Below are 24,396 nucleotides of genomic sequence, written 5' to 3'. Positions count from 1 at the left end.
ACGAAGAACATGGTTGAAATCGAACTCGACGGCAAGAAGGTCTCGGTCCCTGTGGGCAGCATGGTCATGCATGCTGCAGATGCTGCAGGCACCTACATCCCCCACTTCTGCTATCACAAAAAGCTTTCCATCGCTGCCAACTGCCGCATGTGCTTGGTTGATGTGGAAAAGGCCCCCAAGCCCATGCCGGCCTGCGCCACACCCGTGACGCAAGGCATGATCGTGCGCACCAAGTCCGACAAGGCCCTGAAGGCCCAGAAGTCGGTCATGGAATTCTTGCTGATCAATCACCCGCTGGATTGCCCCATTTGCGACCAAGGCGGTGAGTGCCAATTGCAAGACTTGGCCGTCGGCTACGGTGGCACGGCCTCGCGCTACGAAGAAGAAAAGCGCGTGGTCTTCCACAAGAACGTGGGCCCGCTCATCAGCATGGAAGAGATGAGCCGTTGCATCCACTGCACCCGCTGCGTCCGCTTTGGCCAAGAAATGGCCGGCGTGATGGAGTTGGGCATGCAGCATCGCGGCGAGCACTCCGAGATCACCACCTTTGTCGGGCAGACCATCGACTCCGAGCTGTCGGGCAATATGATCGACCTCTGCCCGGTCGGTGCGTTGACCAGCAAGCCCTTCCGCTACAACGCCCGTACTTGGGAGTTGTCGCGCCGCAAGAGCGTCAGCCCCCATGACTCGACTGGTGCCAACCTGATTGTTCAGGTGAAGAACCATCAGGTCATGCGCGTGGTGCCGCTGGAGAACGAAGCGGTGAACGAATGCTGGATCGCTGACCGCGACCGCTTCAGCTACGAGGCCCTCAACAGCGCTCAGCGCTTGACGGCCCCGATGATCAAGCAAGGCGGTGAGTGGATCACTGTCGACTGGAACACCGCGCTGGGTTATGTGGCCGACGGCCTGAAGCGTGTCAAGGGTGAGTTTGGTGCTCAAGGCATTGGCGCTTTGGGCACGGCTCACAGCACCGTGGAAGAGTTGCATCTGCTGGCCAAACTGGTGCGTGGTTTGGGCAGCGACAACGTAGACCACCGTCTGCGTCATGCTGACTTCACGCCAGGGCAGGGCGCTCAGTGGCTGGGCATGCCGATTGCCGAACTGTCGACGCTGGATCGCGCCCTCGTGGTGGGCTCTTTCCTGCGCAAGGATCATCCGCTGTTCGCGCAGCGCCTGCGTCAAGCCACTCGCCGTGGCGCGCAAGTGTTCAGCCTGAACGCCGCGCACGATGATTGGGCCATGACGCTGGCTGGTCGCCTGACAGCAGCCCCTAGCGACTGGCTGCAGACTTTGGCTAGTGTCGCTGCCGCCGTGGCATCGGCCAAGGGTGTCGCTTCGCCGGTTAGCGGGCAAGCCGACGCCGCTGCGCAAGCCGTCGCAGATGCTTTGATGTCTGGCCAGCAGACGGCCGTCCTGCTGGGCAACGCTGCACAGCAACACCCGCAAGCGTCGGCGCTGTTGGCACTGGCCAACTGGATTGGCCAGCAGACGGGGGCCAAGGTTGGCGTTTTCGGCGCCGCTGCCAATTCGGTGGGTGCGCAGTTGGTCGAAGCGCAGCCGCGAGATGCTGGCCTGAACGCTGGCCAGATGCTGAGCCAGCCCATGAAGGCGCTGCTCTTGCTGAACGTTGAACCTGCCTTGGACGCAGCCAACGCCGCTGCCGCGACGGCAGCGCTCAAAGGCTCCGGTTTGGTGGTTGCACTGACCGCCTTCCGCGACGCTGCTGTGGACAACGCCGATGTGCTGCTGCCCATCGCGCCGTTCACCGAGACGGCCGGCAGCTTTGTGAATGCTGAAGGCCGTGTGCAGAGCTTCCACGGTGTCGTGAAGGCTCTCGGCGATTCCCGTCCTGCTTGGAAGGTCCTGCGCGTGCTGGGCAACCTGCTGGGCCTGCAAGGCTTTGAGCAAGAGTCGGTTGAAGAGGTCCGCGCCGAGGCGCTGGGCGACGTGAACACCTTGCCCACCAAGTTGAGCAACGAGATCAAAGCAGGCGGGGTGGCCGTGGCCGCCGGCGCACTGCAGCGCGTTGCCGATGTCCCCATTTACTGCACAGACGCCTTGGTGCGTCGCGCTGATGCACTGCAGCGTACGGTCGATGCCCGCGCGCCCAAGGCCGCCTTGCCCCAAGCCGTGTGGTCGGCCTTGGGCCTGAGCGAAGGCGCTCGGGTCATGGTGAGTCAGGGGGCGGCCAGCGTTGTCCTTCCTGCGATGTTGGACAGCAGCTTAGCGGCCAACACCATTCGAGTGCCTGCTGGTCATCCGGACACCGCATCCCTGGGCGCGATGTTTGGTGAGATCTCGGTGAGCAAGGCCGCTGCGGCCTGAGAGACGAGACGGGAACACACATGATCGAACAAATCTATCAACTCGGTCTCTCGACCATGGGGCCCACGCTGTGGGCCGTCGTGTGGTCGCTGATCAAGATCGTTGCCGTGGTGGCACCCTTGATGGGCTGCGTGGCCTACCTGACGCTCTGGGAGCGTAAGGCGATTGCCTGGTCGCAAGTCCGCCCCGGCCCGAATCGTGTCGGCCCCAAGGGATTGCTGACGCCCATCGCTGACGCGGTGAAGCTGATCTTCAAGGAAATCATTCGCCCCACAGCGGCCAACAAAGGCTTGTTCTTCCTCGGTCCCGTCATGACCATCATGCCAGCGCTGGCCGCGTGGGCGGTCATCCCGTTTGGCCCAGAGGTGGTGTTGGCCAACGTCAATGCTGGCTTGCTGTTTCTGATGGCCATCACCTCGCTCGAGGTCTATGGCGTGATCATTGCGGGCTGGGCGTCCAACTCCAAGTACGCCTTCTTGGGTGCCATGCGAGCTTCTGCGCAAATGGTCTCCTACGAGATTGCCATGGGCTTTGCCCTGGTCGTGGTCTTGATGGTGTCCGGCAGCATGAACCTGATTGACGTGGTGATGCAGCAGGACAAGGGCCAGTTTGCCGACATGGGATTGAACTTCCTGTCGTGGAACTGGCTGCCGCTGCTGCCCATCTTTGCCGTCTACTTCATTTCAGGCTTGGCTGAAACCAACCGTCACCCCTTTGACGTGGTGGAAGGCGAGTCGGAGATCGTGGCCGGTCACATGATCGAGTACTCGGGCATGTCCTTCGCCATGTTCTTCTTGGCGGAGTACGCCAACATGATCCTGGTGTCCATGCTGACGGTGCTGTTCTTCCTGGGTGGCTGGTTGCCCCCCATTGATTCGGCAGTCTTCAACTGGATTCCTGGCTGGATCTGGTTGGGCCTTAAGACTTTCGCCGTGGTGACCATGTTCCTGTGGGTGCGCGCTTCGTTCCCGCGCTACCGCTATGACCAGATCATGCGTCTGGGCTGGAAGATCTTCATCCCCGTGAGCTTGATCTGGCTGGTCGTCGTCGGCCTGTGGATCCAGTCACCGTTCAACATCTGGAAGTAAGGCAAGGCGCCCATCCATGTCTGCTGCTACTCCTCTCAAAGACCTGTTCTCCAGCTTCCTGCTCTTAGAGCTTTGGAAAGGGCTGGCCCTTACAGGACGACACTTTCTGTCCCGCAACATCACGGTGCAGTTTCCGGAAGAGAAAACACCGCTGTCCCCGCGCTTCCGGGGGCTGCATGCGCTGCGCCGTTATGAAAACGGTGAAGAGCGCTGCATTGCTTGCAAGCTCTGCGAAGCGGTCTGTCCGGCCATGGCCATCACCATCGAGGCCGGCCAGCGAGACGACGGCTCGCGCCGCACCACGCGCTACGACATCGACCTGACCAAATGCATCTTCTGCGGCTTCTGCGAAGAAAGCTGCCCGGTGGATTCGATTGTTGAAACCCATATCTTTGAGTACCACGGCGAGAAGCGTGGCGACCTCTACTTCACCAAGGAGATGCTGCTCGCAGTGGGTGACCGCTACGAGAAGGACATCGCAGCCAATAAGGAGGCTGACGCCAAGTACCGCTAAGTCTGCATAGCCAAGGCTTGTATAGCCGGGCTAACCAAGACAAGGCTACTTAACGTCGAGATTCATCTATGACGACCATCTCCGCTCTGTTTTACCTCTTTTCTGGGGTGCTGTTGTTTGCAGCCTTCAAGGTGATCACCGCTCGCAGCACTGTTCACGCTGCGCTGTACTTGGTGCTCGCTTTCTTCAACGCGTCTTGTGTATGGATGTTGTTGAAGGCTGAATTCCTGGCCATCACTCTCGTGCTGGTGTACGTAGGTGCCGTGATGGTGCTCTTCTTGTTTGTGGTGATGATGCTCGACATCAACACCGACAGCATGCGGGAGGGCTTTTGGACACACTTCCCACTGGCCGCATTCATTGGTGTGTTGATTGCGTTGGAGATGGCTTTGGTCATGAAGCAAGGCTTCAACTTGCCGGTGCCCGATGCGATGGACCCGGCGACCCTTAAATTAGGAAACACCCGGGCCTTGGGTGTAGAGATCTACACGCTGTACCTCTACCCGCTGCAAGTGGCCGCTGTGCTGTTGTTGGTGGCCATGGTGGCTGCAATTGCACTGACGCTGCGCAAGCGCAAGGACAGCCGCTACCAGAACCCGTCCGAGCAGGTTCGCGTCAAGGCGGCAGACCGGGTGCGTATCGTCAAGATGGAGCCGGTTGTCGACCAGCCCTCTGAGGCACAGAAGAACGAAGGAGGCCAGGCATGAGTACGGGCATCTCGCTGTATCACTTCCTGACGCTCGGCGGATTCTTGTTCGCCTTGTCGGTGGTGGGCATTTTCATGAACCGCCGCAACCTGATCGTGCTGCTGATGGCCATTGAGCTGATGCTGCTGGCGGTCAACATGAACTTCGTGGCCTTCTCGCACTATTTGGGCGACATGGCCGGGCAAGTTTTCGTCTTCTTCATCCTGACCGTGGCGGCCGCCGAGTCGGCCATCGGCCTGGCCATCTTGGTCGTGCTGTTCCGGAATCGCTCCACCATTGCGGTGGACGAGCTCGACACGCTGAAGGGGTAACCCCGCACGGAGCCCCAGAGAAATGTCTACCCAACTCTCCCAATCCCTGCTGCTGACCGTTCCTCTGGCGCCCTTGGCGGGCTCCATCGTGGCGGGTCTCTTCGGCAAAGTCATCGGTCGGCGCGCGTCGCATGTCGTCACCATCTTGGGCGTGCTGATCGCCTTCATCATCTCGGTCATGGTGCTGAAGGATGTGGCGGTGGATGGCGCCCGCTTCAATGCCACCATCTATGAGTGGATGAGGCTTGGCCCCTTGAAGATGGAAGTCGGCTTCATGGTCGACGGCTTGACGGCCATGATGATGTGCGTCGTCACCTTCGTGTCGCTGATGGTGCACATCTACACCATCGGCTACATGGAAGAAGACCCGGGCTACCACCGCTTCTTCAGCTACATCTCTCTGTTCACCTTCTCGATGTTGATGCTCGTGATGAGCAACAACTTCCTCCAGCTCTTCTTCGGCTGGGAAGCCGTGGGCTTGGTGTCCTACTTGCTGATTGGGTTCTGGTACAAGAAACCCACGGCCATCTTCGCCAATATGAAGGCCTTTTTGGTCAACCGCGTGGGTGACTTTGGCTTCATTTTGGGCATTGGCCTGATCCTGGCTTACACCGGTTCGCTGAACTACACCGAGGTGTTTACCAAAGCCGGTGACTTGGCCAAGCTGGGCTTCCCGGGGACGGATTGGGCACTGCTGAGCGTGACCTGCATCTGCTTGTTCATCGGTGCGATGGGCAAGTCGGCGCAGTTCCCGCTGCATGTGTGGCTGCCAGACTCCATGGAAGGCCCGACACCCATCTCCGCGTTGATCCACGCTGCGACCATGGTGACGGCAGGCATCTTCATGGTGACGCGCATGTCGCCCCTGTTCGAGTTGAGTGATACCGCGCTGAACTTTGTCGTGGTGATCGGTTCCATCACGGCCTTGTTCATGGGCTTCTTGGGCATCATCCAAAACGACATCAAGCGTGTCGTCGCCTACTCAACCTTGTCTCAGTTGGGCTATATGACCGTGGCCCTGGGTGTCTCCGCCTACAACGTGGCGGTGTTCCACCTGATGACGCACGCCTTCTTCAAGGCCTTGCTGTTCTTGGCGGCCGGCTCGGTCATCATCGGCATGCACCACGACCAGGACATTCGCAACATGGGTGGGCTGCGCAAGTACATGCCCATCACCTGGATCACCTCTTTGCTGGGCTCTTTGGCCCTGATTGGGACGCCGTTCTTCGCAGGCTTCTATTCCAAAGATTCCATCATCCTCGCTGTGCACGCCAGCACTTTGCCTGCCGCAGGCTTTGCCTACTTCGCAGTAGTGGCGGGGGTCTTTGTGACAGCGTTCTACAGCTTCCGAATGTATTTCTTGGTCTTCCATGGCAAGGAGCGCTTCCATCACAAGCCCTTCCCAGGTGAGCACGACCACCATGATGACCACGGCGAGCATCATGCGCCGCATGAGTCGCCTTGGGTTGTGACCGCGCCATTGGTGCTGTTGGCTATTCCTTCCGTCTTGATCGGCTACTTGACGATCCACCCCATGCTCTACGGTGACTTCCTGAAGGACGCGATTCTGGTCAATGCAGAGGCTCACCCTGCCATGTCGGTCATCGCCAGCCAATTCCATGGCGCAACTGCGATGGCCATGCACGGGCTCGTGACCTTGCCCTTCTGGTTGGCGGTTGCGGGTGTCGCGCTTTCCTACTACTTCTACATCATCAACCCTGCCGTTCCGGCTGCGATTGGTCGCGGGCTGGCGCCTGTGGTGCGCATCTTGGAGAACAAGTACTACATGGACTGGTTCAATGAGAACGTCCTGGCTGCAGGCGCCCGCAAGCTGGGTGTTGGTCTCTGGAAGGGCGGCGATATGGCCCTGATCGATGGTGCCGTGGTCAATGGTTCCGCCAAGGGTATCGGTGCTTTGGCGGGCGTGGTCAGAACCTTCCAGACCGGTTATTTGTCGCTGTATGCGCTCGTGATGGTGCTGGGTATCTTCGGTTTGATGACCTGGCAGTTGTGGCCATTTCTTTCGAGCCTGATGGGCCATTGATCGGACAGGCGGAGAAAAAGAATGGGTTATTTGAGTGTTGCCATTTGGTTGCCGATCGCTTTCGGCACCGTCTTGCTAGCCTTTGGCCGTGACGAGCGGGCTGATGCTGCGCGTTGGATGGCCTTGGTCGGCGCTGTGGTGTCCTTCTTGGTCACCTTGCCGCTGATCACGGGTTTTGACAACGCGCTAGCCAGCCTGCAATTCGTTGAGAAGCTGGCTTGGATCGAGTCCTTCAAGGTCTACTATCACCTGGGTGTCGACGGCATCTCGGTGTGGTTCGTGCTGCTGACGGCCTTCATCACCATCATCGTGGTGATTGCAGCCTGGGAGGTCATCACCGACCGAGCGCACCAGTACTTGGGTGCTTTTTTGATCCTGTCGGGTCTGATGATTGGCGTCTTCTCGGCCGCCGACGGTCTGTTGTTCTACGTTTTCTTCGAGGCTACCTTGATCCCGATGTACATCATCATCGGCATCTGGGGTGGCCCGCGTCGGGTGTACGCCGCATTCAAGTTCTTCCTCTATACGCTCTTGGGCTCGCTGCTGATGCTCATTGCGTTGACTTACCTGTATTTCAAGGCGGGTGGCAGCTTCGACATCCAGACCTGGCACAAGATGCCGCTGCCCATGTCGGCGCAGACCTTGTTGTTCTTCGCCTTCTTTGCAGCGTTCTCGGTCAAGGTGCCGATGTGGCCGGTGCACACTTGGCTGCCCGATGCCCACGTGGAAGCCCCGACCGGTGGCTCGGTGGTGCTGGCCGCCATCATGCTGAAGTTGGGGGCCTATGGTTTCCTGCGCTTCTCCATGCCTATCGCACCTGATGCGGCGCACGAATACGCTTGGCTCATCATCACGCTGTCGTTGGTGGCGGTCATCTACATTGGCTTGGTAGCCATGGTTCAGCAGGACATGAAGAAGCTGGTGGCCTATTCATCGATTGCTCACATGGGCTTCGTAACGCTGGGCTTCTTCCTCTTCAATGAGCTGGGCATGGCAGGCGGCATCGTGCAGATGATTTCGCACGGCTTCGTCTCCGGCGCTATGTTCTTGTGCATTGGCGTGCTGTATGACCGCGTTCACTCCCGCGAGATCGCGGCTTATGGCGGCGTGGTCAACACCATGCCGAAGTTTGTCGGCTTTGCTGTGTTGTTCGCCATGGCCAACGCTGGTCTGCCCGGAACCGCTGGCTTCATCGGTGAGTGGATGGTGATCCTGGGTGCCGTGCAGTACAACTTCTGGATCGGCGCTTTGGCCGCCACAGCCCTGATCTTTGGGGCGGCATACACCCTGTGGATGGTCAAGCGCGTCTACTTCGGCGACGTGGCGAACGACAACGTTCGCGAGTTGACCGATTTGAACTCGCGTGAGTTCGTGATGCTGGGCATTCTGGCTGTGGCTGTGTTGGCCATGGGTCTGTATCCCAAGCCCTTCACCGACGTGATGCAGGTTTCCGTCACAGAACTGCTCAAGCACGTGGCAGCGTCCAAGATCAACTGACGTGGCCGGGAAAGCACTATGAATGAACTGAACTGGCTTGTCGCCGCCCCTGAGATCTTTCTGCTCATTGCTGCCTGCTTCATTGCCTTGGCAGATCTGTGGGTGGTCGATGAGCGTCGGCGTGTCACCTTCTGGATGTCACAAGCCACCGTGGCTGTGTTCACCCTCCTGCATGCGAAGCTCCTGAATACTGGTTTGGTTACCGGCGCAGCAGCGTCTGTGAATGCCTTGCAAGGCCTGATGGTGTCCGATCCTATGGGGCACCTCCTGGCCGTCGCCGCTGGCATTGCGGTCATGATCACCCTGGCCTATGCCCAGCCGTACATCGGTAGCCGTGAGCTTCTAAAGGGTGAGCTTTACGTGCTGACGCTGTTCGCATTGCTTGGCGTGTCGGTGATGATCTCCGCCAACAACTTCTTGGTCATCTACGTTGGTCTGGAGTTGATGAGCTTGTCGCTCTACGCCTTGGTGGCCTTGCGTCGCGACCATGCTGTGGCGACGGAAGCAGCCATGAAGTACTTTGTGCTTGGTGCATTGGCCAGCGGCTTCTTGCTCTATGGCATGTCCATGATGTACGGTGCGACGAGCTCGTTGGATCTGCCTGAGGTCTTCAACGCCATCCAGACTGGCAAGATCAACCCCACCGTGCTGACCTTTGGTGTGGTGTTCATCGTGGCCGGCTTGGCCTTCAAGCTGGGCGTGGTGCCATTCCATATGTGGGTGCCCGATGTGTATCAAGGAGCTCCCACCGCTATCACCTTGATGATTGGTGGCTTCCCTAAGCTGGCGGCCTTTGCGGTGACGATTCGCATCTTGGTCGAAGGCCTCAGCGGCGTAGCCCGTGATTGGCAGCAAATGTTCATGCTGCTGGCCATCTGCTCGCTGGCGGTGGGCAATTTGGCTGCCATTGCACAAACCAACCTGAAGCGCATGTTGGCCTACTCGGGCATTGCGCAGCTGGGTTTCATGCTGCTGGGCTTTACCCCAACTGTGGTGGCTCACAACACCCTCAATGCGGCCAACGGCTACAGCTCGGCGATGTTCTACGTGATCACCTATGTGCTCACCACCTTGGGCACCTTCGGCCTGATCATGTACATGTCTCGCCAGGGCGTTGAGAGCGATGAAGTGTCTGACCTGGCAGGTTTGGCCAAGCGCAACCCTTGGCTGGCCGGCGTGATGACTATCTTTATGTTCTCCTTGGCCGGGGTGCCGCCAATGGTGGGCTTCTACGCCAAGTTCGCCATCCTGCAAGCCTTGGTCAGCACCAATGAGGCGCTCTACATTGGCTTGGCCGTCACCGCCGTGATGCTGTCTTTGATCGGCGCCTTCTATTACCTGCGGGTGGTCAAGGTCATGTTCTTTGACGAGCCTAAAGACCTCACACCCGTGCCCGCTCAAGGCGGCGTCGGTGTTCTTTTGGCTGCAAACGGGCTGGCTGCTTTGGGCCTGGGTCTGATGCCTGAGGGTTTGATGGCGCTTTGCCGCCAAACCATTCAAGTTGCTTTGGCCGGTTGAGTGTTCGGCAGATATGACCTCGACCACTGCAGTCTGGCTTGTTCTGGTGTTGGCCCTGTTGGCCGCCAACTTGCCATTCATGAATGAGCGCTTGTTGCTGCTTGGCCCTAAGCGTGCGCCTAAGCCGTTTGCTTGGCGGCTCGCGGAGCTGGGCCTGTGTGGCGCTCTGACGCTGGCCGCTGGCAGCATGCTGGAGTCCAGCTTGGGCCAAATCGCGCCACAGCGCTGGGAGTTCTATGCGGCATTCGTCTGCCTCTTTGTGACGCTGGCCTTCCCGGGCTTTATCTGGCGCTATTTGCGCAAACAGCCCCGCGCTGATGTCTGACGCACATTTGGTCGAGACCCGCCTCAGTTCAGAGCAACTGGTGCAGGGAAACTTCCTGGATGTCCGCAGAGACACGATTGCCTTGCCCGATGGCCAGCGAGCCACACGCGAGTATGTGGTGCATCCTGGCGCCGTGATGGTCGTGCCCATCTTGGACGATGGGCGAGTCATTGTGGAGCGTCAGTTCCGCTATCCGCTTCAGCAGGTGATCCTGGAGTTCCCGGCGGGCAAGCTGGATGCTGGGGAGAGCCGCCACGCCTGTGCCATGCGCGAGTTGGCTGAAGAGACTGGCTATCGCGCCCGCCAATGGGCGAGGGCCGGCGTGCTTCACCCTACAGTGGCCTATTCCACCGAATTCATCGAGATCTGGTTTGCACGCGACCTCTACCTCGGGCAGCGCAGCCTGGACCAAGGGGAGTTCATTGAGCTCTTGGCCATGGATCCCGACGCCTTGGATGCCGCCGCCTGCCAAGGTGCGTTGACGGACGCCAAATCGCTGATCGCCCTGATGTGGCTTCAGAAGTCCCAGTCCGGACAGTGGCCTCTGACCTGGGTGTCTGTGCCAGACGCTCAGCAGGGTTAAGGTCGGTGCATGAAAGTCTTCAATCTTTGCTGCGCGCAGGGCCATACCTTTGAAGGATGGTTTGGGTCGGAAGCCGACTACCTCTCGCAGACAGAGCGTGGCCTGTTGTGCTGCCCCCTGTGTGATGACAAGCAAGTCACTCGCCTGCCCAGTGCACCCAGGCTGAACCTGGGTGCCGTGGTCGCAGAAGCCACATCGCCCGAGGTGGCGCCAGCAAGTGAGCCTCACCAACATGAGCAGGCCAAGGCATTGGCTGCGCTGCAAGGCGGCTTGATGCAGGCCGTCAGGGCGGTCATCGCCAATACAGAAGACGTCGGCCCACGCTTTCCGGAGGAAGCCCGGCGCATTCATTATGGTGAAGCCGAGGCCCGCAACATCCGCGGGCAAGCCAGCGCCCAAGAACGCGCCGAGTTGGCCGAAGAGGGCATCGAGGTGGTGGCGCTGCCGACACCCAGGGGCCTGACCGGCCCGACTCACTAAGCCCACGCGCCACGCTTTGTGCTACGGCGCCTGCTTGAGCGGCAGCGTGCCTCAGAGCATCTTGCCCGGGTTGAGCGTTCCTCGGGGGTCCAAAGCCTGCTTGATGACGCGCATCATCGCCACGGCCACGGCGGGCTTGCGCTGCACCAAGTCCTCGCGCTTCAAGGCACCAATGCCATGTTCGGCAGAAAACGACCCGCCGCGCTGCATGATGTCGTCATAAACCCATGCGTTGATCTGCGCTTCGTGCTGCGCCAGAAACGCAGCGGGCTCCTGCCCCAGTGGTGCCTGTACGTTGTAGTGCAAGTTACCGTCACCCAAATGTCCGAAAGTGATCAGGCGCGCGCCCGGCAAGGCGTCGGACAGGCGCTGGCCCATGCCTCGCACAAACGCCGGAATGGCCGACACCAGCAGCGACACATCGTGTTTGATGTTCAGGCCATCCTGGCTTTGGGCCAAAGGAATGGACTCGCGTAGATGCCACATGGCCTTGGCCTGGCTCAGGTTGTCAGCCAGGGCGGCATCGTGAATCTCCTCAGCCTCTAGGGCAGCCTCCAAGACTTGCTCCATGGCTGCCCGACAAGCAGCCTCAGGCCCAGATGCCTCCAGCAACACACACCAAGGCGTAGGGGGCAGCGGTTGCGGCAGCGCTGGGAAGTGCTGCGCCACCAGTTGCAAGGCGGCCTCGGCCATGATTTCAAAGCCCGTTAACTGGGCATCCAAGTGCTGTCGGGCACGATGCAGCAGCGCGACAGTCTGATCAATCGATTGGCAGGCCGCGAGTGCCGTGACCTTGGCTGCTGGCGCGGGAAACAGCTTCAGCGTCGCGCCCGTGATCACGCCCAAGGTGCCCTCACTGCCAACGAACAAATCGCGCAGGTCGTAGCCGGTGTTGTCCTTTCGCAGCCCACTCAGCCCATCCCACACCTCACCTTGGGCGGTGACGACCTCCAGCCCCAGGCAAAGCTCGCGTGCATTGCCATAGCGCAGCACCTGGGTGCCACCAGCATTGGTGGCCAGATTGCCGCCGATGGTGCATGAGCCCTCAGCGGCCAAGCTCAGAGGGAAGAGCAGGCCGGCCTCGACGGCTGCCGCCTGTGCTTGCGCCAAGATGACGCCAGCATCCACAGTCATGGTCAGGTTGGCTTCGTCCAGAGCGCGCACTTGCCGCATACGGCTCAAGCTCAACACCACCTGCTCACCAGACTCATCCGGCACACCGCCGCCCACCAACCCGGTGTTGCCGCCTTGCGGTACGAGGCCTACTTCGTGCTGGCCGCAAGCCTTCACCACTGCGGCCACCTCCAGCGTGTTGGCGGGGCGAACTACGGCCAGTGCACGGCCCCGATAGCGCTTGCGCCAATCCCACTCCCAGGCACTGAGGTCTTGGTCGGTGAGTACGTGGGAGGCGCCCACCAGAGCGCGAAGCTCCGCGAGCAGGTCGTGAAAACGGGACATCATGGAGCAGGAGGAGGGGAGGATTCAAGCGCCGCGCCTTGCGTCAGGCGCCATCGCACTTGCGCTGCACAGGCCGCGAACAGCACCACACACAGCGCCACTTCGATCATGGCCAGAATTTGAGAGAGGCCGGTCTCGCTGGTAGAGCGCACCAAGCCTTCACCGCAATACACCCAAACCAGCAAGCTGAGCCATCGGTAGGTGTAGAGCCTGTACCGCCACAGGCCCACCAGTGGAAAGAACAAGGGGATGACCTTCACGGCCAGCGTGCCACGCCCGGTTGGAGCCAACCATAGCTCCCAGGCTAAGCCCAGCACAATCAAGGCGACTACCGCTGACAGGGCGACCGTGCGCGTCCAGCGCACCCGGTCGCTGGGGTTGGTGGGCACGGCGGACTCGGCGGCGGATTCTTTGACGAGAGAGGATTCAGACGACATCTTTGGCATGATAGCTGCCATGAGCACCACAAGAGACTGGCGCGGCGATGGACGCCAGCGATTGGCAGAAGCCCTAGAGACCCTCAGAAACTGGCCCTGGTTTGACACCGTCAAGACCTTGCGAATTCGGTTCCGAGAAGACCGCTTGGGCCTGACTGCCGGCAGCCTGACCTTCACCACTCTGATTGCCCTGGTGCCCCTGCTGACGGTGATGCTGGCGGTGTTCACCGCCTTCCCCATGTTTGCCAACTTCCAAGATTCGCTGCAGAAGTACTTTCTGCAGAGCTTGGTGCCAGACGGCATCGCCAAACCTGTGCTGGGGGCGCTGACCCAGTTCTCCAGCAAAGCCCATAAGCTTGGCACTGCTGGCTTAGTTTTTTTGGTGGTCAGCGCGCTGGCCTTGATGTTGACCATAGACCGCACACTCAACGGCATCTGGCGCGTGCGTAAGCCGCGCCCACTGGCGCAACGGGTGTTGGTGTATTGGGCGGCGGCTACCTTGGGGCCGTTGGTGCTGGGGGTGAGCTTGAGCCTCACGTCCTATGCGGTGTCTGCCTCCAAAGGCTTTGTCGGCGATATGGCCGGCGGCACGCGCTTGCTGTTCGACGTCGTGGAGTTCGTCCTCCTCGCCCTGACCATGTCGGGCCTGTTCCACTATGTTCCCAACACCCATGTGCGTTGGCGCCACGCCATTGCCGGCGGCATATTTGTCTCGGTGGGTTTTGAGTTGGCGAAACGTGCACTGAGTTGGTATGTCAGCTCAGTCGGCTCGTTTTCCACCATCTATGGCGCCTTTGCCATCGTGCCCATCTTCTTGTTGTGGCTCTACTTAAGCTGGGTCATCGTGTTGCTGGGGGCCGTGGTGGCGGCCTATGCGCCCAGCCTGCAGATGCGGGTGGTGCGGCTGGGCGATACACCGGGTTTGCGCTTTGCGTTGGCGCTCAAGGTGCTGTCTGGCCTCCACCAGGCCCGTGGGGCGGCCAAGCGGGGCTTGGACATGGCGCAACTGGCCACCCAGCTTCGGATAGAGCCCATCCAACTGGAGCCGGTGGTTGAAGAACTCATGGCCCTGGACTGGGTCGCCCGGCTGGATGAGGAGGGCGGCCAGCGCTATGTGCTGTTGGCAGAGCCTGAGCACACGGTGGCTGCGCCCTTGATCAACAGCATGCTTTTGGCGCCGCAGGACGAATTGCTGACCTTCCGCTCCCGGGCGGGACTCGACCGCATGGTGTTGGCGGACTTGTTGCGCCACTAAGGGTGCCCGTCTCTAGGCCGGATGCACCACCACCAGCAAGCCCCTGGCTGGGGATGCGCTGAGATTGCGAATCACATGCGGCTGATCCACCGCATAGCGCGCGGTGTCGCCTGGCGCCAGCAAGCTGTCCACGCCGCCCGTGCTGACTTGCATCTCGCCCTCCAGCACAGTGAGGTGTTCTCTGGAGCCAGGTTCGTGCGCGTCGGATGCTAAAGCGCCTTGCGCTTGGATCACCAACTCATACCACTCGAAGACGCCCGCCAACTCAATCGGCCCCAAGATACGCAACTCACACAAACCATCCGGGCTGCGCAGTGAGGGCGTGGCGTGGGACGCCACGGTGGTGACGGGCGGGGTAGGAGGCTTCTCGCCGCCTAGCAGGTCGGCCATCGAGACGCCCAGGGCATTGGCCAGACGCCACACCACCGCCACGGTGGGGTTGGCTTGGTTGCGTTCAATCTGCGAGAGCATGGACTTGGAGACGCCCGCTTGACGCGAGAGTTCATCCAGGGATAAGGCCTTCGCCTGGCGTAGCCCCGCCAAGGTCTGGCCCACCTTGGGCGGTTCAGCGGGGGAGGGGCGGGGCAGGTTCATGGGAGTGTGCTGCGCTGGCGCCCGCAAAAAGGGCGGCAAAAAGTGGGGCCAAGGGCTTGACGGCCGCGATCTTGTTCGTAATACTGCGCTTTCGTTCGATATATCGAACAAATGCATTTCTACTGAACGCGTCCAATGGCGCGATCATCTCACAACCTAGAGCGTCCCCGCATCATGAGCACACCTACCGACTTTCTGACCCACGTCCAAGCCGAGTTGCAAGGCCTGAGGGATGCAGGGCTCTTCAAAGGCGAGCGCATCATCGCCACGCCGCAAGGCGCTGTGGTGCGCACCGCCGATGGCCGCCAAGTCATCAACCTCTGCTCCAACAACTACCTGGGCCTCTCCAGCCACCCCACGGTGATTGAGGCCGCCCATGAGGCGCTGCGCACCCACGGCTATGGCCTGAGTTCAGTGCGATTCATTTGTGGCACTCAAGACCTGCACAAGACTCTGGAAGCCCGCTTGGCTCGTTTCCTGGGCACCGAAGACACCATTTTGTACGCCGCCGCCTTTGACGCCAACGGCGGCCTGTTTGAGCCGCTGTTGGGCGAAGCCGACGCCATCATCAGCGACGAGCTGAACCATGCCTCCATCATCGATGGCATCCGCCTGTGCAAGGCCCAGCGCTGGCGCTACAGCCACAACAACCTGGCCGATCTGGAGCGCTGCCTGCAAGAGGCCGAGGCCAAGGGCGCGCGCTTCAAGCTGGTCTTCACCGACGGTGTGTTCTCCATGGACGGCACGGTGGCCCAGTTGGACAAGATCCGCGCCCTGTGTGACCGCTACGGTGCGCTGCTCGGCATTGATGAATGCCACGCCTCGGGCTTCATGGGCAAGACCGGTCGCGGCACGCATGAGCACCGGGGTGTGTTTGGCAAGATCGACATCATCACCGGCACCTTGGGCAAGGCCCTGGGCGGTGCCTCGGGCGGCTTCACGGCCGGTCGTAAAGACGTGATTGAGCTGCTGCGCCAGCGCTCGCGCCCCTATCTGTTCTCCAACACCGTGGCCCCCAGCATCGTGGGCGCGTCCATCGCCGTGCTCGATTTGCTGGAAGGCTCCACCGCCCTGCGCGACAAGTTGGAAGACAACACCCGCTATTTCCGCCAAGCCATTCAGGCCGCCGGCTTCGAGATCAAGCCGGGGGATCACCCCATCGTGCCCATCATGGTTTACGACGCGGTCAAGGCCCAACAACTCAGTGCCCGCCTCCTGGAGCTGGGCGTCTATGCCGTGGGCTTCTTCTTCCCCGTCGTGCCCAAGGGCCAGGCCCGCATCCGCTGCCAAATGAGCGCAGCACACGATCGCCAGCACTTGGAGCAAGCCGTGGCAGCCTTTACCCAGGCCGGTCGCGAACTGGGCTTGATTCAATAAGGAGCGTCACGCATGAGCACCCCCCGCATTCTCATCATTGGCGCCAATGGTCAGATCGGCACGGAACTGGCCGAAACCCTGGCGCAGCGCTTAGGCGCCCAGGCCGTCATCACCAGCGATGTCTCGCCCAAGGGCCGCGTGCCCACGCTGCAGCACGAGACCCTGGATGTGACCGACATCGCCGCCTTGACGGCCGTGGTCGAGCGCCACAGCATCACCCAGGTCTACCATCTGGCGGCAGCACTCTCGGCACGCGGCGAGCAGCACCCCATGTGGGCCTGGGACCTGAACATGAAAGGCCTGCTCAATGTGCTGGAGGTGGCCCGCACCCACAAGCTTGAGCGCGTGTTCTGGCCCAGCTCCATCGCCGCCTTCGGCCCCACCACGCCGCGCGACTTCACCCCGCAAAAAACCATCATGGAGCCGACCACCGTCTATGGCATCTCCAAGCTGGCTGGCGAGGGCTGGTGTGCTTGGTATCACCGCATGCATGGGGTCGATGTGCGCTCCATCCGCTATCCCGGCTTGATCAGCTGGAAGACGCCCCCCGGTGGCGGCACCACCGACTATGCGGTGGAGATCTTCCATGCTGCCCTCAAAGACCGCCGTTACACCAGCTTCCTCGGCCCAGAGACGGCTTTGCCCATGATGTACATGGACGACGCCATCCGCGCCACGCTGGAGTTGATGGACGCACCGGCTGATGCGATCAAAGAGCGCACCTCCTACAACCTGGCGGGCATCAGCTTCACGCCCGCTCAGATTGCCGAAGCGATTGCGGCCGAGCTGCCGGGCTTTCAGATCGATTACGCACCGGACTTCCGCCAAGCCATTGCCGACTCCTGGCCACGCTCGATCGACGACAGCGCAGCGCAACGTGACTGGCGTTGGGCCCAGCGATTTGACTTGCAAGCCATGGTGCGCGAGATGCTGACTCAGCTCGCTGCTGTCCAGCAGGCTCAGTGAGTCTCGCCCAGCCCCAAGCGCTCTAGCCGATATCGCAGCGTATCGCGCGAGATGCCCAAGAGCCGGGCAGCGTGGGTCACATTGCCCTCGCTGCGGGCCAGCGCCGTTTGGATCAAGCGGCGCTCCATGCGGCCGAGGTCCAGGTCTTCTTCTGCGCCCAGCACCACTGCGGCCCCGGCACTGTTGCCCGCGTTGGGTGCCGTGTTGGTGCCCGAACTGCGGCCCAAGTCGGCAGCGGTCACGCGCTCACCTCGGGCCATCAACACGGCTTGTTCAATGGTGTTGCGCAACTCGCGGACATTGCCCGGCCAGTGGTGGCGCAGCAGCGCGTCTTGAGCGCCCGCGTCAAAGCACAATCCCTCGCGGCGGTAACGTGCGGCTTGCTGGTCGAGGAATCTTTGCGCCAACAGCATCACGTCATCCCCGCGCTCACGCAGCGGCGGCACCACCAACTCCACAATGCGCAGGCGGTAAAAAAGGTCAGCGCGAAAGCGGTTTTCTTTGACCCAGGTTTCCAATGGCTGGTGCGTGGCGCTGATGATGCGCGCGCGCACGGCTTGCTCTCGCAAACCGCCCAAGCGCCTCACCCGCCGCTCTTCCAGCAGCTTCAGCAGCTTGACTTGCGTGCCAGGCTCCGTCTCGGCAATCTCGTCCAAAAACAGGGTGCCGCCCTCGGCGGTTTCCACCAAGCCCACCTTGCGCTGCTGGGCACCCGTGAAGGCACCGCGTTCGTAGCCAAATAACTCAGCTTCGATCAAGGTGCCGGGCAGGGCGCCGCAGTTCAGCTCCACAAAGGGTTGGGCTTGGCGCGGGCCATCAAAATGCAAGGCCCGAGCCACCAGCTCTTTGCCGGTGCCGGTCTCGCCCCGAATCAAGACCGCCGGTGCTTGGTCATCGGCCAAGTTTCGCTCGGCCTCCAGCAAAGAGGCAATCTGCGCCCTCAAGGCCTGCATGGCGGGCGACTGGCCCAGCAGCTTGTCCAGCCCGCTGCTGGCGGCCGCCCGGCCTTCGTAATAGCGCACCGTGCGCTGCAGACGGTCTTGGGTCAGCAGGCGTTCCAGCACCAGCTTCATCTCGGCCAGCCCCACGGGCTTGGTCAGGTAGTCCGCCGCGCCAGCTTTCAAGGCTTGAACCGCCAAGTCCACGCTGCCGTAGCCCGTCATCAACACCACGCAGCATTGGGGGTCTAGCGTCCTCAGGCGCTCCAGCGCCTGCAGGCCCTTCATGCCCGGCAAGTTGTGGTCTAGAAGGACCAGGTCCGGTCGGAAGCTTTGGAACAGGCTAAAACCTTCTTCGGCGCTGCCGGCCACCCGACATTCATAGTCTTGCCGCTCCAGATAAAGCGCCACATTGCGGGCCAGCGTCTCTTCGTCGTCAATGATCAGAACAGCATGGCTCATGGCGTGGGGGCCAGCGGCGTGGCACTCGGGCTGGGCTTAGGGCTCTCTGAGGGCAGTACAGGCAAGGTCAAAATGGCGGAGCAACCGGCCCCAGGCTCACTCTCTAACTGCAGCGTGCCGCCAGCACGCTCGGCAGCGCGGCGGGCCAGTGGCAGGCCCATGCCCAGGCCTTGGGCCTTGGTGGTGAAGAAGGGGCGGCCCGCCTGGGCCTGATGGTGGCTGGCGATGCCGCTGCCTTGGTCGGCCACCACGATGCGCACCAGCGAGCCCTGCCGCCGCGCATACAGGGTGATGGTCTGTCCGGCGCTGCTGGCTTCGGCGGCATTGCTCATCAAGGAAGCCAGCACCTGGGCCATCAGCACCGGGTCCATGTCCACCTCGCCCAGCTCGTCCGGCCATTCGCACACAAAAGGCTTGCCTTGGGTTTTGAGGTCGGGCGCAAAGCGGGCCTCGGTGGCCTCTAGCGCAGTGGCCACGTCACAGCGACCCAGGCTGGTGGTGTGCTCGCTGCCGTAGGTCAGCAGGGCGCGCACCAAGGCTTCGATGCGGTCGGCCTCGCGCATGATGGTTTGCGGCGCCATGGGTGCGTCGCTGCCCAAGGCTAACTGCAATTCAGCCGAGCTGCGGATGGAGCTCAGCGGATTGCGAATGCTGTGGGCTACGGAGGCCGCGATCTCGCCCATCATGGCCAGCGCTTCAGCATCCACCAAGCGGGCCTGTTGGGCGCGCAGGTCGCGTTCGATGCGCAGCACAAACAGACTAAGCAGGCCAAAAAGCAAGGTGCCGCCCAAGGCCGCTCCTAGCCACAGGCGTCGTTCGCCCTCGGCAATGGTTTGCGTCAAGGCGGTGGGCTGCCGGTAGAGTTCAATCACCCCCACCACTTGGCCGGTGGGGGTGTCCTTCACCGGAAGGTAGTTTTCAACGAACCCGCTGCGAGAAGGGGCCATTAGCAGGTGCTCGGCCTTGTTCTGGTGATCTCCGGCCCAGTGCGCCACGAGTTGCCCTGAGAGGGCCTCATCCAATTCGTGATTAGCCCCGAATTGCCGACCTATCAATTCAGGCCGGCTCGACCACAGCACCCGGCGCTCTTGGGTGTAGACATTGATGCGCAGCACATCGGGCATGGCCGAGATGTGCGCGAGAAATTCTTGGAAGCCTGCATCGTCGGCCAGTGAGCCGCGGCGAAAGGTGGGCACCACACGCTGGGTGTCGGCCACGCTCTGCACAAAATCTTGGCTCAGCGCTGCGTCGCGCGCGAGCAGCCGACTTTGCATAAAGCCCGTGAGCACCTGGGCCAAGGCGGCCGCCAACAAGGCCATGCCCACAGCACCCATCAAGAGAAACTGGCGCGTCAAGGGACGGTGGCGTGGTGTCATCTGCGGCAATGGTAAGGGATGGGGCGCGGTCAAGGGCATTGCGCTGCTTGCATGGTGCTAGGGCCTGTTAACACTACCGCAAGGGGCGCGAAGCGGTGAATTGGGGCGCCCATCTAGGCGCGATGCGCCGCCCGCACTGGTGTGCGGGCAAGCGTTGCAACGACGAGGGGCCCCCCAATTCGCCACTTCCCTTCGGGTTGTGGCCAAAAAGGGCGCATGCGGCGTTGCAAATCCTCGCCGGGCGGCAAGCCCGGCTTCGGTTTGCGCCTTGCCTGCGCTCTTTTTGACTCACAACGCGCACCCTTGCGGCAGCGTTAACAGGCCCTTGCCCTTGACGGCCCTCAAACTGCTGCGATCAGCGGACGCGGCAGCGCGCAGTCTGCGTGGCCACCACTTGGCCGTTCGCATCCAGCAGCGTACCGGTGGCTTGACCGCCTGTGATGAAAGTGGTGGACAGTGGGGTGGCACCGCGGCGGATGTCGCGCGGCTGGCTGGAGAAGTCGAAGCCGACTTCATCGCCCACTGTGGCACGTGCTGGTGCTTGGGCGGTATTGGGGCCCGAGGTCAGCACAGAGCTGTAGGTGCCGGGGATCAAGTTGGTGCCGTCGATGGAGGCGGTCGAGCGGTCAGCGCGCTTCTCGCACTTAACGCGAATGCTTTGCGCCTGGGCTACCGTGCTCAAAGCCAGCAATGCAGCGATGGCGACGAGAGAGTTCGAGAGTCTGGACATGGTGCTTCTCCTGAAGGTCTTGAAGGGCAGATTGGTCTGCCGGTTGGGCAAGCCCCCCTTGGGCCTGCCTGTCCACTTCATTGCAAGCACTATGCCAGAATGTGCAAATAGTCCATTTATTGGACTTCTCCCCAGGGAGATCTAGGTGTCTCGCTGAGAAATTACTCCCGCCAAAGCGATATCGGACGGCAATATTGGGGCTTTTACCCCACCCAGTATCAGGTGGCGCTGGGTGAAATGCCCCAAGCTCTCAGGCCAAGGCGGTGCGCAACGCGGCCAGGGTCTGCTCCGGGCACTCGTGCATCAGCCCATGCCCGCAGGGCAGCAGGGTGACCGGCGCGTTGAGCGCTTGGGCCAGCGCCTTCACAGCCTTGGGCGGCGTCATTTGATCCGCTTGCCCGGAGATCACATGGCTCTGACAGCGCACGGCGGCCGCAGCTTGCAGACCGCCGTCATAGCGATTGCAGAGCTCAAAGTCGTGCGAAAACACCTCGCTGCCGGGCTGCGACGCCATGACCCTGGACATCAGGCGCCGGTTGCCCCCATGCAGCCAGAAGCCCGGGCCGGGATAGGAGGGCTTGGACGCGTGCGATGAGATCGAGAGCGCATTGACCAGGTCCATGCCTGCCTCTGGGGTGTCGCGGGCCATGGTTAGCAGCGCGTCCGAGACCTTCATGGGGTAGGCAGAGCCCATCAACACGAGATGGCTGGCCCGCTCTGGTGCCTTAGCCGCTGCAGCCAGGGCGATCAGTGACCCCATGCTGTGGCCGACCCAAGCGGCTTGCTGCACGCCTGCGGCATCGAGCAGCGCCAAGCACCAATCCGCAAGGGCTTCGACACTGGGCAGCAGCGGCCCGCCCGAACGGCCGTGGCCGGGTTGATCCACCGCCAGCACACTCCAGCCATGGTGGGCGCACCAGCGCGCCAGCAGGTTCCAGACGCTGTGATCATGCAAAGCGCCGTGGATGAACACCACACAGGGCAGGGCGGGGTTGAAGGGCTTGCCGCCGGTGTAGGCGTAGGCCTCGTGGCCTTGAACAGTCAGCTTCATGGCCGGTCTCCGGTGGCAGGGGCGGCGCGTTCGGCGGCCTTTAGGGCGCGCTTCAAGTCGTCCAGCAGATCAGCGGGGTCTTCCAAACCAATCGACAGACGAATGGTGCCTGGCGTGATGCCGGCTTGCGCCAGCGCCGCGTTGTCCATGCGGAAGTGGGTGGTGGAGGCCGGGTGGATCACCAAGGAGCGGCAATCGCCCACATTGGCCAGGTGCGAAAAAATCTTCAGGCTTTCGACAAAGGCCACGCCTTGCTCGCGCGTGCCTTTGAGGTCAAAACTGAAGACCGAGCTGGCGCCTCTGGGGAGGAGCTTGGCGGCCAGCGCCTGGCTGGTGTGGCCGTCCGCCTCGGGGTGATGGACTCGCTCGACCAGGGCGTGTTGGCTGAGGAAGCGCACCACCGCTCGGGCGTTCTCCACGTGCCGCTGCATGCGCAGTGGCAGGGTCTCTATCCCTTGCAAGATCAGCCAGGCGGTGTGCGGGCTCATGCAGGCGCCGAAGTCCCGCAGGCCTTCTCGGCGGGCGCGCAGCAAAAAGGCGCCCACGGTGCTCTCCTCGGTGAAGACCATGTCGTGAAAGCCCGCGTAGGGCTCGCACAGGCTGGCGAAGAGGCCATGCCGCGCGTGGGCCGCGTCCCAATCAAAGCGGCCGGAGTCCACCAGCACGCCCCCGATGACGGTGCCGTGGCCACTCAGGAACTTTGTGGCGGAATGAAAGAGCAGATCTGCGCCGTGCTCAAAGGGCTTGAGCAAGCAGGGCGGGGTGAAGGTGGCATCCACCAGCAGGGGCAAGCCTGCGGCATGGGCAATCGCGCTGATGGCGGGGATGTCCAACACATCGCCACCCGGGTTGCCAATGGTTTCGCCAAACAGCATCACCGTGTTGGGGCGGATGGCCTCGCGCCAAGCGCTCAGGTCGCCTGGGCGCACAAAGGTCGTCTCAATGCCTAAGCGTCGCAAGGTGTAGTGCAGCAGATTGTGCGAGCCACCATAGAGGGCTGAGCTGGCCACAATGTGGCTGCCGGCACCCGCCAAAGTGGTGACGGCCAGCGCCAGTGCCGCCTGGCCGCTGGCCGTGGCAATGGCACCCACGCCGCCCTCCAGCGCCGCCATGCGTTCCTCAAAAACGGCTGTCGTGGGGTTGGAGATGCGGCTGTAGACATGGCCAGCGCGCTCCAGGTTGAACAGCGAGGCAGCATGCTCGCTGGACTCAAACACAAAAGAGGTGCTGAGGTGGATGGGCGTGGCGCGGGCGCCAGTCGCAGGGTCCGGTGCCGCCCCGGCGTGCAGCGCCAGGGTGTCGAATCCAGGGTCTTGAAATCCAGGCATAGGGTCTTCCTGTGTAGGGGAGCGGTCGGGATTGTGTGCTATGTTGCCCACCAGTAAGATTTCCACGACTCACCCGCTGTGAAGGAGACCCCATGAAAGTCAGCGACATCCTGCGTGTCAAAGGCAATACGCTCTACACCCTGACCCCCGATGAGCCTTTGGCCACCGCTGTCACGGTCATGGCTGAAAAGGACATTGGTTCCTTGGTGGTCATGGATCACGGCGACCTGGTGGGCATGCTGACCTTTCGTGAAGTCCTGACAGCCATCGTGCGTAACGGTGGACAAGTGGGCACCTCGCTGGTTCGCTCGGTGATGGATGACGCGCCGCTGACCTGCACGCCGGCCACCGAGATCGATGAGGTCCGCCGCATGATGCTGGGTCGCCATGCCCGTTACATGCCCGTGCTAGATGGCCGCACCTTGATGGGCGTGATCTCGTTTTATGACGTCGCCAAGACCGTGGTGGACGCGCAAGACTTCGAGAACCGCATGCTCAAGGCCTACATCCGCGACTGGCCTGCGGAGGACAGTCAAGCCACTGCCGAAGCGGCCAAGGGCGGCTGAGCCATGCGCTCTTTGAGCCACGACAGAGCGGCTTGGGGCTCGATGGGGCGGCAGAAGCGATAGCCCTGCAGCATGTCGCAGCCGTTGGCGCGCAGGTACTCCGCCTGCTCATCGGTTTCTACGCCTTCGGCAATCGTGGTCAAGTTCAAGGCATGGGCCATCTGAATAATGGCCTGCACAATCGCGCGGTCGTCCGGGTCGCTGTGGATGTCGCGCACAAAAGACTGGTCGATCTTCAGCGTGTCGATGCGGAAGCGCTTGAGGTAGTTGAGCGACGAATACCCGGTGCCGAAGTCATCGATGGACAGCCGCAAACCCAGGGCGTGCAGCCGGTCCATCATGGCAATCGCGGCCGTGGGGTTGCCCGTGGCCACGCTTTCGGTCAACTCCAGCTCCAAGTAGGCGGCCGGCAAGCCCGTGTGGGCCAGAATCGCCTGCACCCGCTCGGGCAGCGACGGGTCTC

24 protein-coding genes are annotated in these 24,396 nt (G+C 61.7%); 15 read left to right on the top strand and 9 right to left on the bottom strand.

Features of this window, described 5'->3' with window-relative positions; translation table 11 throughout:
• The first annotated feature begins 9 nt into the window (after nt 1–9).
• From nuoG to ACIQ3Q_RS18245, 11 genes are all read left to right on the top strand, one after another.
• Nucleotides 10–2,328 carry an NADH-quinone oxidoreductase subunit NuoG gene (gene nuoG, locus ACIQ3Q_RS18295; RefSeq protein ID WP_396270620.1) on the top strand — a complete coding sequence of 773 codons (2,319 nt, stop codon included), beginning with the start codon at nt 10–12 and terminating at the stop codon, nt 2,326–2,328.
• Nucleotides 2,329–2,348: 20 nt separating this feature from the next.
• Complete coding sequence (gene nuoH / locus ACIQ3Q_RS18290) at nt 2,349–3,416, top strand: NADH-quinone oxidoreductase subunit NuoH (protein ID WP_396270619.1); 1,068 nt, start codon at nt 2,349–2,351, stop codon at nt 3,414–3,416.
• Between the two features lie 16 nt (nt 3,417–3,432).
• Nucleotides 3,433–3,930 carry an NADH-quinone oxidoreductase subunit NuoI gene (gene nuoI, locus ACIQ3Q_RS18285; RefSeq protein ID WP_210810157.1) on the top strand — a complete coding sequence of 166 codons (498 nt, stop codon included), beginning with the start codon at nt 3,433–3,435 and terminating at the stop codon, nt 3,928–3,930.
• Between the two features lie 68 nt (nt 3,931–3,998).
• Nucleotides 3,999–4,637, top strand: a complete 639-nt coding sequence (locus tag ACIQ3Q_RS18280; protein WP_396270618.1) for an NADH-quinone oxidoreductase subunit J — start codon at nt 3,999–4,001, stop codon at nt 4,635–4,637.
• Nucleotides 4,634–4,948: an NADH-quinone oxidoreductase subunit NuoK gene (gene nuoK / locus ACIQ3Q_RS18275; RefSeq protein WP_396270617.1), complete on the top strand. Its 315-nt coding sequence runs from the start codon at nt 4,634–4,636 to the stop codon at nt 4,946–4,948. The genes ACIQ3Q_RS18280 and nuoK overlap by 4 nt, the downstream gene beginning before the upstream one ends.
• A gap of 22 nt (nt 4,949–4,970) precedes the next feature.
• Nucleotides 4,971–6,992: an NADH-quinone oxidoreductase subunit L gene (gene nuoL / locus ACIQ3Q_RS18270; protein WP_396270616.1), complete on the top strand. Its 2,022-nt coding sequence runs from the start codon at nt 4,971–4,973 to the stop codon at nt 6,990–6,992.
• Nucleotides 6,993–7,013: 21 nt separating this feature from the next.
• Nucleotides 7,014–8,489, top strand: coding sequence for an NADH-quinone oxidoreductase subunit M (locus ACIQ3Q_RS18265; RefSeq protein ID WP_396270615.1), 1,476 nt, complete (start codon nt 7,014–7,016; stop codon nt 8,487–8,489).
• An 18-nt stretch (nt 8,490–8,507) separates the two neighbouring features.
• Entirely contained in the window at nt 8,508–10,007 is a 1,500-nt protein-coding gene (nuoN, locus tag ACIQ3Q_RS18260; RefSeq protein WP_396270614.1) for an NADH-quinone oxidoreductase subunit NuoN, read from the top strand.
• A 13-nt stretch (nt 10,008–10,020) separates the two neighbouring features.
• Nucleotides 10,021–10,332, top strand: coding sequence for a DUF2818 family protein (locus tag ACIQ3Q_RS18255; RefSeq protein WP_396270613.1), 312 nt, complete (start codon nt 10,021–10,023; stop codon nt 10,330–10,332).
• Nucleotides 10,325–10,915 carry an NUDIX domain-containing protein gene (locus ACIQ3Q_RS18250; RefSeq protein WP_396270612.1) on the top strand — a complete coding sequence of 197 codons (591 nt, stop codon included), beginning with the start codon at nt 10,325–10,327 and terminating at the stop codon, nt 10,913–10,915. Before ACIQ3Q_RS18255 ends, ACIQ3Q_RS18250 begins: the two co-directional genes overlap by 8 nt.
• A gap of 9 nt (nt 10,916–10,924) precedes the next feature.
• Nucleotides 10,925–11,395 carry a DUF1178 family protein gene (locus tag ACIQ3Q_RS18245; RefSeq protein ID WP_396270611.1) on the top strand — a complete coding sequence of 157 codons (471 nt, stop codon included), beginning with the start codon at nt 10,925–10,927 and terminating at the stop codon, nt 11,393–11,395.
• 51 nt (nt 11,396–11,446) lie between these two features.
• Here the strand turns inward: ACIQ3Q_RS18245 and ACIQ3Q_RS18240 are convergent, their stop codons facing one another.
• Both ACIQ3Q_RS18240 and ACIQ3Q_RS18235 read right to left on the bottom strand, forming a co-directional pair.
• Nucleotides 11,447–12,853 (bottom strand): FAD-binding oxidoreductase, encoded by a 1,407-nt coding sequence (locus ACIQ3Q_RS18240; RefSeq protein WP_396270609.1) that lies wholly within the window; start codon nt 12,851–12,853, stop codon nt 11,447–11,449.
• A complete protein-coding gene (locus ACIQ3Q_RS18235; RefSeq protein ID WP_396270608.1) occupies nt 12,853–13,290 on the bottom strand; it encodes a DUF2069 domain-containing protein in 438 nt (145 codons plus the stop codon). The genes ACIQ3Q_RS18240 and ACIQ3Q_RS18235 overlap by 1 nt, the downstream gene beginning before the upstream one ends.
• 19 nt (nt 13,291–13,309) lie before the next feature.
• Between ACIQ3Q_RS18235 and ACIQ3Q_RS18230 the strand changes: the two genes are divergently transcribed.
• Nucleotides 13,310–14,545, top strand: a complete 1,236-nt coding sequence (locus tag ACIQ3Q_RS18230) for a YihY family inner membrane protein (protein WP_396270607.1) — start codon at nt 13,310–13,312, stop codon at nt 14,543–14,545.
• Between the two features lie 12 nt (nt 14,546–14,557).
• Here ACIQ3Q_RS18230 and ACIQ3Q_RS18225 read toward each other — a convergent pair whose 3' ends face one another.
• The gene (locus tag ACIQ3Q_RS18225; RefSeq protein WP_396270606.1) at nt 14,558–15,139 is read right to left on the bottom strand and encodes a helix-turn-helix domain-containing protein; all 582 of its coding nucleotides are present in this window, start codon (nt 15,137–15,139) and stop codon (nt 14,558–14,560) included.
• 174 nt (nt 15,140–15,313) lie between these two features.
• Between ACIQ3Q_RS18225 and kbl the strand changes: the two genes are divergently transcribed.
• The gene (kbl, locus tag ACIQ3Q_RS18220; RefSeq protein ID WP_396270604.1) at nt 15,314–16,516 is read left to right on the top strand and encodes a glycine C-acetyltransferase; all 1,203 of its coding nucleotides are present in this window, start codon (nt 15,314–15,316) and stop codon (nt 16,514–16,516) included.
• Nucleotides 16,517–16,528: 12 nt separating this feature from the next.
• Nucleotides 16,529–17,482, top strand: a complete 954-nt coding sequence (locus tag ACIQ3Q_RS18215) for an NAD-dependent epimerase/dehydratase family protein (RefSeq protein ID WP_396270603.1) — start codon at nt 16,529–16,531, stop codon at nt 17,480–17,482.
• Here the strand turns inward: ACIQ3Q_RS18215 and ACIQ3Q_RS18210 are convergent.
• The 5 genes from ACIQ3Q_RS18210 to ACIQ3Q_RS18190 all read right to left on the bottom strand — a co-directional run bounded on the left by ACIQ3Q_RS18210 (nt 17,476) and on the right by ACIQ3Q_RS18190 (nt 23,367).
• Nucleotides 17,476–18,882, bottom strand: coding sequence for a sigma-54-dependent transcriptional regulator (locus tag ACIQ3Q_RS18210; RefSeq protein ID WP_396270602.1), 1,407 nt, complete (start codon nt 18,880–18,882; stop codon nt 17,476–17,478). The genes ACIQ3Q_RS18215 and ACIQ3Q_RS18210 overlap by 7 nt on opposite strands.
• The gene (locus tag ACIQ3Q_RS18205) at nt 18,879–20,258 is read right to left on the bottom strand and encodes a sensor histidine kinase (protein ID WP_396270601.1); all 1,380 of its coding nucleotides are present in this window, start codon (nt 20,256–20,258) and stop codon (nt 18,879–18,881) included. Before ACIQ3Q_RS18205 ends, ACIQ3Q_RS18210 begins: the two co-directional genes overlap by 4 nt.
• Nucleotides 20,259–20,613: 355 nt before the next feature.
• On the bottom strand, nt 20,614–20,988 hold the full coding sequence (locus ACIQ3Q_RS18200; RefSeq protein WP_396270600.1) for a hypothetical protein: 375 nt from the start codon (nt 20,986–20,988) through the stop codon (nt 20,614–20,616).
• Nucleotides 20,989–21,238: 250 nt separating this feature from the next.
• Nucleotides 21,239–22,039: an alpha/beta fold hydrolase gene (locus tag ACIQ3Q_RS18195; RefSeq protein ID WP_396270598.1), complete on the bottom strand. Its 801-nt coding sequence runs from the start codon at nt 22,037–22,039 to the stop codon at nt 21,239–21,241.
• Nucleotides 22,036–23,367: an O-acetylhomoserine aminocarboxypropyltransferase gene (locus tag ACIQ3Q_RS18190; RefSeq protein WP_396270597.1), complete on the bottom strand. Its 1,332-nt coding sequence runs from the start codon at nt 23,365–23,367 to the stop codon at nt 22,036–22,038. The genes ACIQ3Q_RS18195 and ACIQ3Q_RS18190 overlap by 4 nt, the downstream gene beginning before the upstream one ends.
• Before the next feature lie 92 nt (nt 23,368–23,459).
• On the opposite strand from ACIQ3Q_RS18190, the gene ACIQ3Q_RS18185 reads away from it, so the two are divergent.
• Nucleotides 23,460–23,933, top strand: coding sequence for a CBS domain-containing protein (locus tag ACIQ3Q_RS18185; RefSeq protein WP_396270596.1), 474 nt, complete (start codon nt 23,460–23,462; stop codon nt 23,931–23,933).
• Here the strand turns inward: ACIQ3Q_RS18185 and ACIQ3Q_RS18180 are convergent.
• A partial coding sequence (locus ACIQ3Q_RS18180) for an EAL domain-containing protein (RefSeq protein WP_396270595.1) occupies nt 23,900–24,396 on the bottom strand: 497 nt, incomplete at its 5' end. The two genes, ACIQ3Q_RS18185 and ACIQ3Q_RS18180, sit on opposite strands and share 34 nt — an antisense overlap.

Source organism: Ideonella sp. (assembly GCF_044358605.1).
Taxonomy (GTDB): Bacteria; Pseudomonadota; Gammaproteobacteria; order Burkholderiales; family Burkholderiaceae_C; genus Ideonella.
The sequence above is the reverse complement of the archived record's forward strand: the minus strand, read 5'-3'. Positions and strand labels throughout refer to the sequence as shown.

Coding starts and splice junctions, on each gene's coding strand:
- nuoH (WP_396270619.1), top strand. CDS start 2,349: ATGATCGAACAAATCTATCAACTCGGTCTCTCGACCATGGGGCCCACG.
- ACIQ3Q_RS18235 (WP_396270608.1), bottom strand. CDS start 13,290: ATGTCGTCTGAATCCTCTCTCGTCAAAGAATCCGCCGCCGAGTCCGCC.
- kbl (WP_396270604.1), top strand. CDS start 15,314: ATGAGCACACCTACCGACTTTCTGACCCACGTCCAAGCCGAGTTGCAA.
- ACIQ3Q_RS18255 (WP_396270613.1), top strand. CDS start 10,021: ATGACCTCGACCACTGCAGTCTGGCTTGTTCTGGTGTTGGCCCTGTTG.
- ACIQ3Q_RS18185 (WP_396270596.1), top strand. CDS start 23,460: ATGAAAGTCAGCGACATCCTGCGTGTCAAAGGCAATACGCTCTACACC.
- ACIQ3Q_RS18245 (WP_396270611.1), top strand. CDS start 10,925: ATGAAAGTCTTCAATCTTTGCTGCGCGCAGGGCCATACCTTTGAAGGA.
- ACIQ3Q_RS18250 (WP_396270612.1), top strand. CDS start 10,325: ATGTCTGACGCACATTTGGTCGAGACCCGCCTCAGTTCAGAGCAACTG.
- ACIQ3Q_RS18200 (WP_396270600.1), bottom strand. CDS start 20,988: ATGTCCAGACTCTCGAACTCTCTCGTCGCCATCGCTGCATTGCTGGCT.
- ACIQ3Q_RS18215 (WP_396270603.1), top strand. CDS start 16,529: ATGAGCACCCCCCGCATTCTCATCATTGGCGCCAATGGTCAGATCGGC.
- ACIQ3Q_RS18240 (WP_396270609.1), bottom strand. CDS start 12,853: ATGTCCCGTTTTCACGACCTGCTCGCGGAGCTTCGCGCTCTGGTGGGC.
- nuoI (WP_210810157.1), top strand. CDS start 3,433: ATGTCTGCTGCTACTCCTCTCAAAGACCTGTTCTCCAGCTTCCTGCTC.
- ACIQ3Q_RS18225 (WP_396270606.1), bottom strand. CDS start 15,139: ATGAACCTGCCCCGCCCCTCCCCCGCTGAACCGCCCAAGGTGGGCCAG.
- ACIQ3Q_RS18230 (WP_396270607.1), top strand. CDS start 13,310: ATGAGCACCACAAGAGACTGGCGCGGCGATGGACGCCAGCGATTGGCA.
- nuoG (WP_396270620.1), top strand. CDS start 10: ATGGTTGAAATCGAACTCGACGGCAAGAAGGTCTCGGTCCCTGTGGGC.
- nuoK (WP_396270617.1), top strand. CDS start 4,634: ATGAGTACGGGCATCTCGCTGTATCACTTCCTGACGCTCGGCGGATTC.
- ACIQ3Q_RS18265 (WP_396270615.1), top strand. CDS start 7,014: ATGGGTTATTTGAGTGTTGCCATTTGGTTGCCGATCGCTTTCGGCACC.
- ACIQ3Q_RS18195 (WP_396270598.1), bottom strand. CDS start 22,039: ATGAAGCTGACTGTTCAAGGCCACGAGGCCTACGCCTACACCGGCGGC.
- ACIQ3Q_RS18190 (WP_396270597.1), bottom strand. CDS start 23,367: ATGCCTGGATTTCAAGACCCTGGATTCGACACCCTGGCGCTGCACGCC.
- nuoN (WP_396270614.1), top strand. CDS start 8,508: ATGAATGAACTGAACTGGCTTGTCGCCGCCCCTGAGATCTTTCTGCTC.
- nuoL (WP_396270616.1), top strand. CDS start 4,971: ATGTCTACCCAACTCTCCCAATCCCTGCTGCTGACCGTTCCTCTGGCG.
- ACIQ3Q_RS18210 (WP_396270602.1), bottom strand. CDS start 18,882: ATGAGCCATGCTGTTCTGATCATTGACGACGAAGAGACGCTGGCCCGC.
- ACIQ3Q_RS18205 (WP_396270601.1), bottom strand. CDS start 20,258: ATGACACCACGCCACCGTCCCTTGACGCGCCAGTTTCTCTTGATGGGT.
- ACIQ3Q_RS18280 (WP_396270618.1), top strand. CDS start 3,999: ATGACGACCATCTCCGCTCTGTTTTACCTCTTTTCTGGGGTGCTGTTG.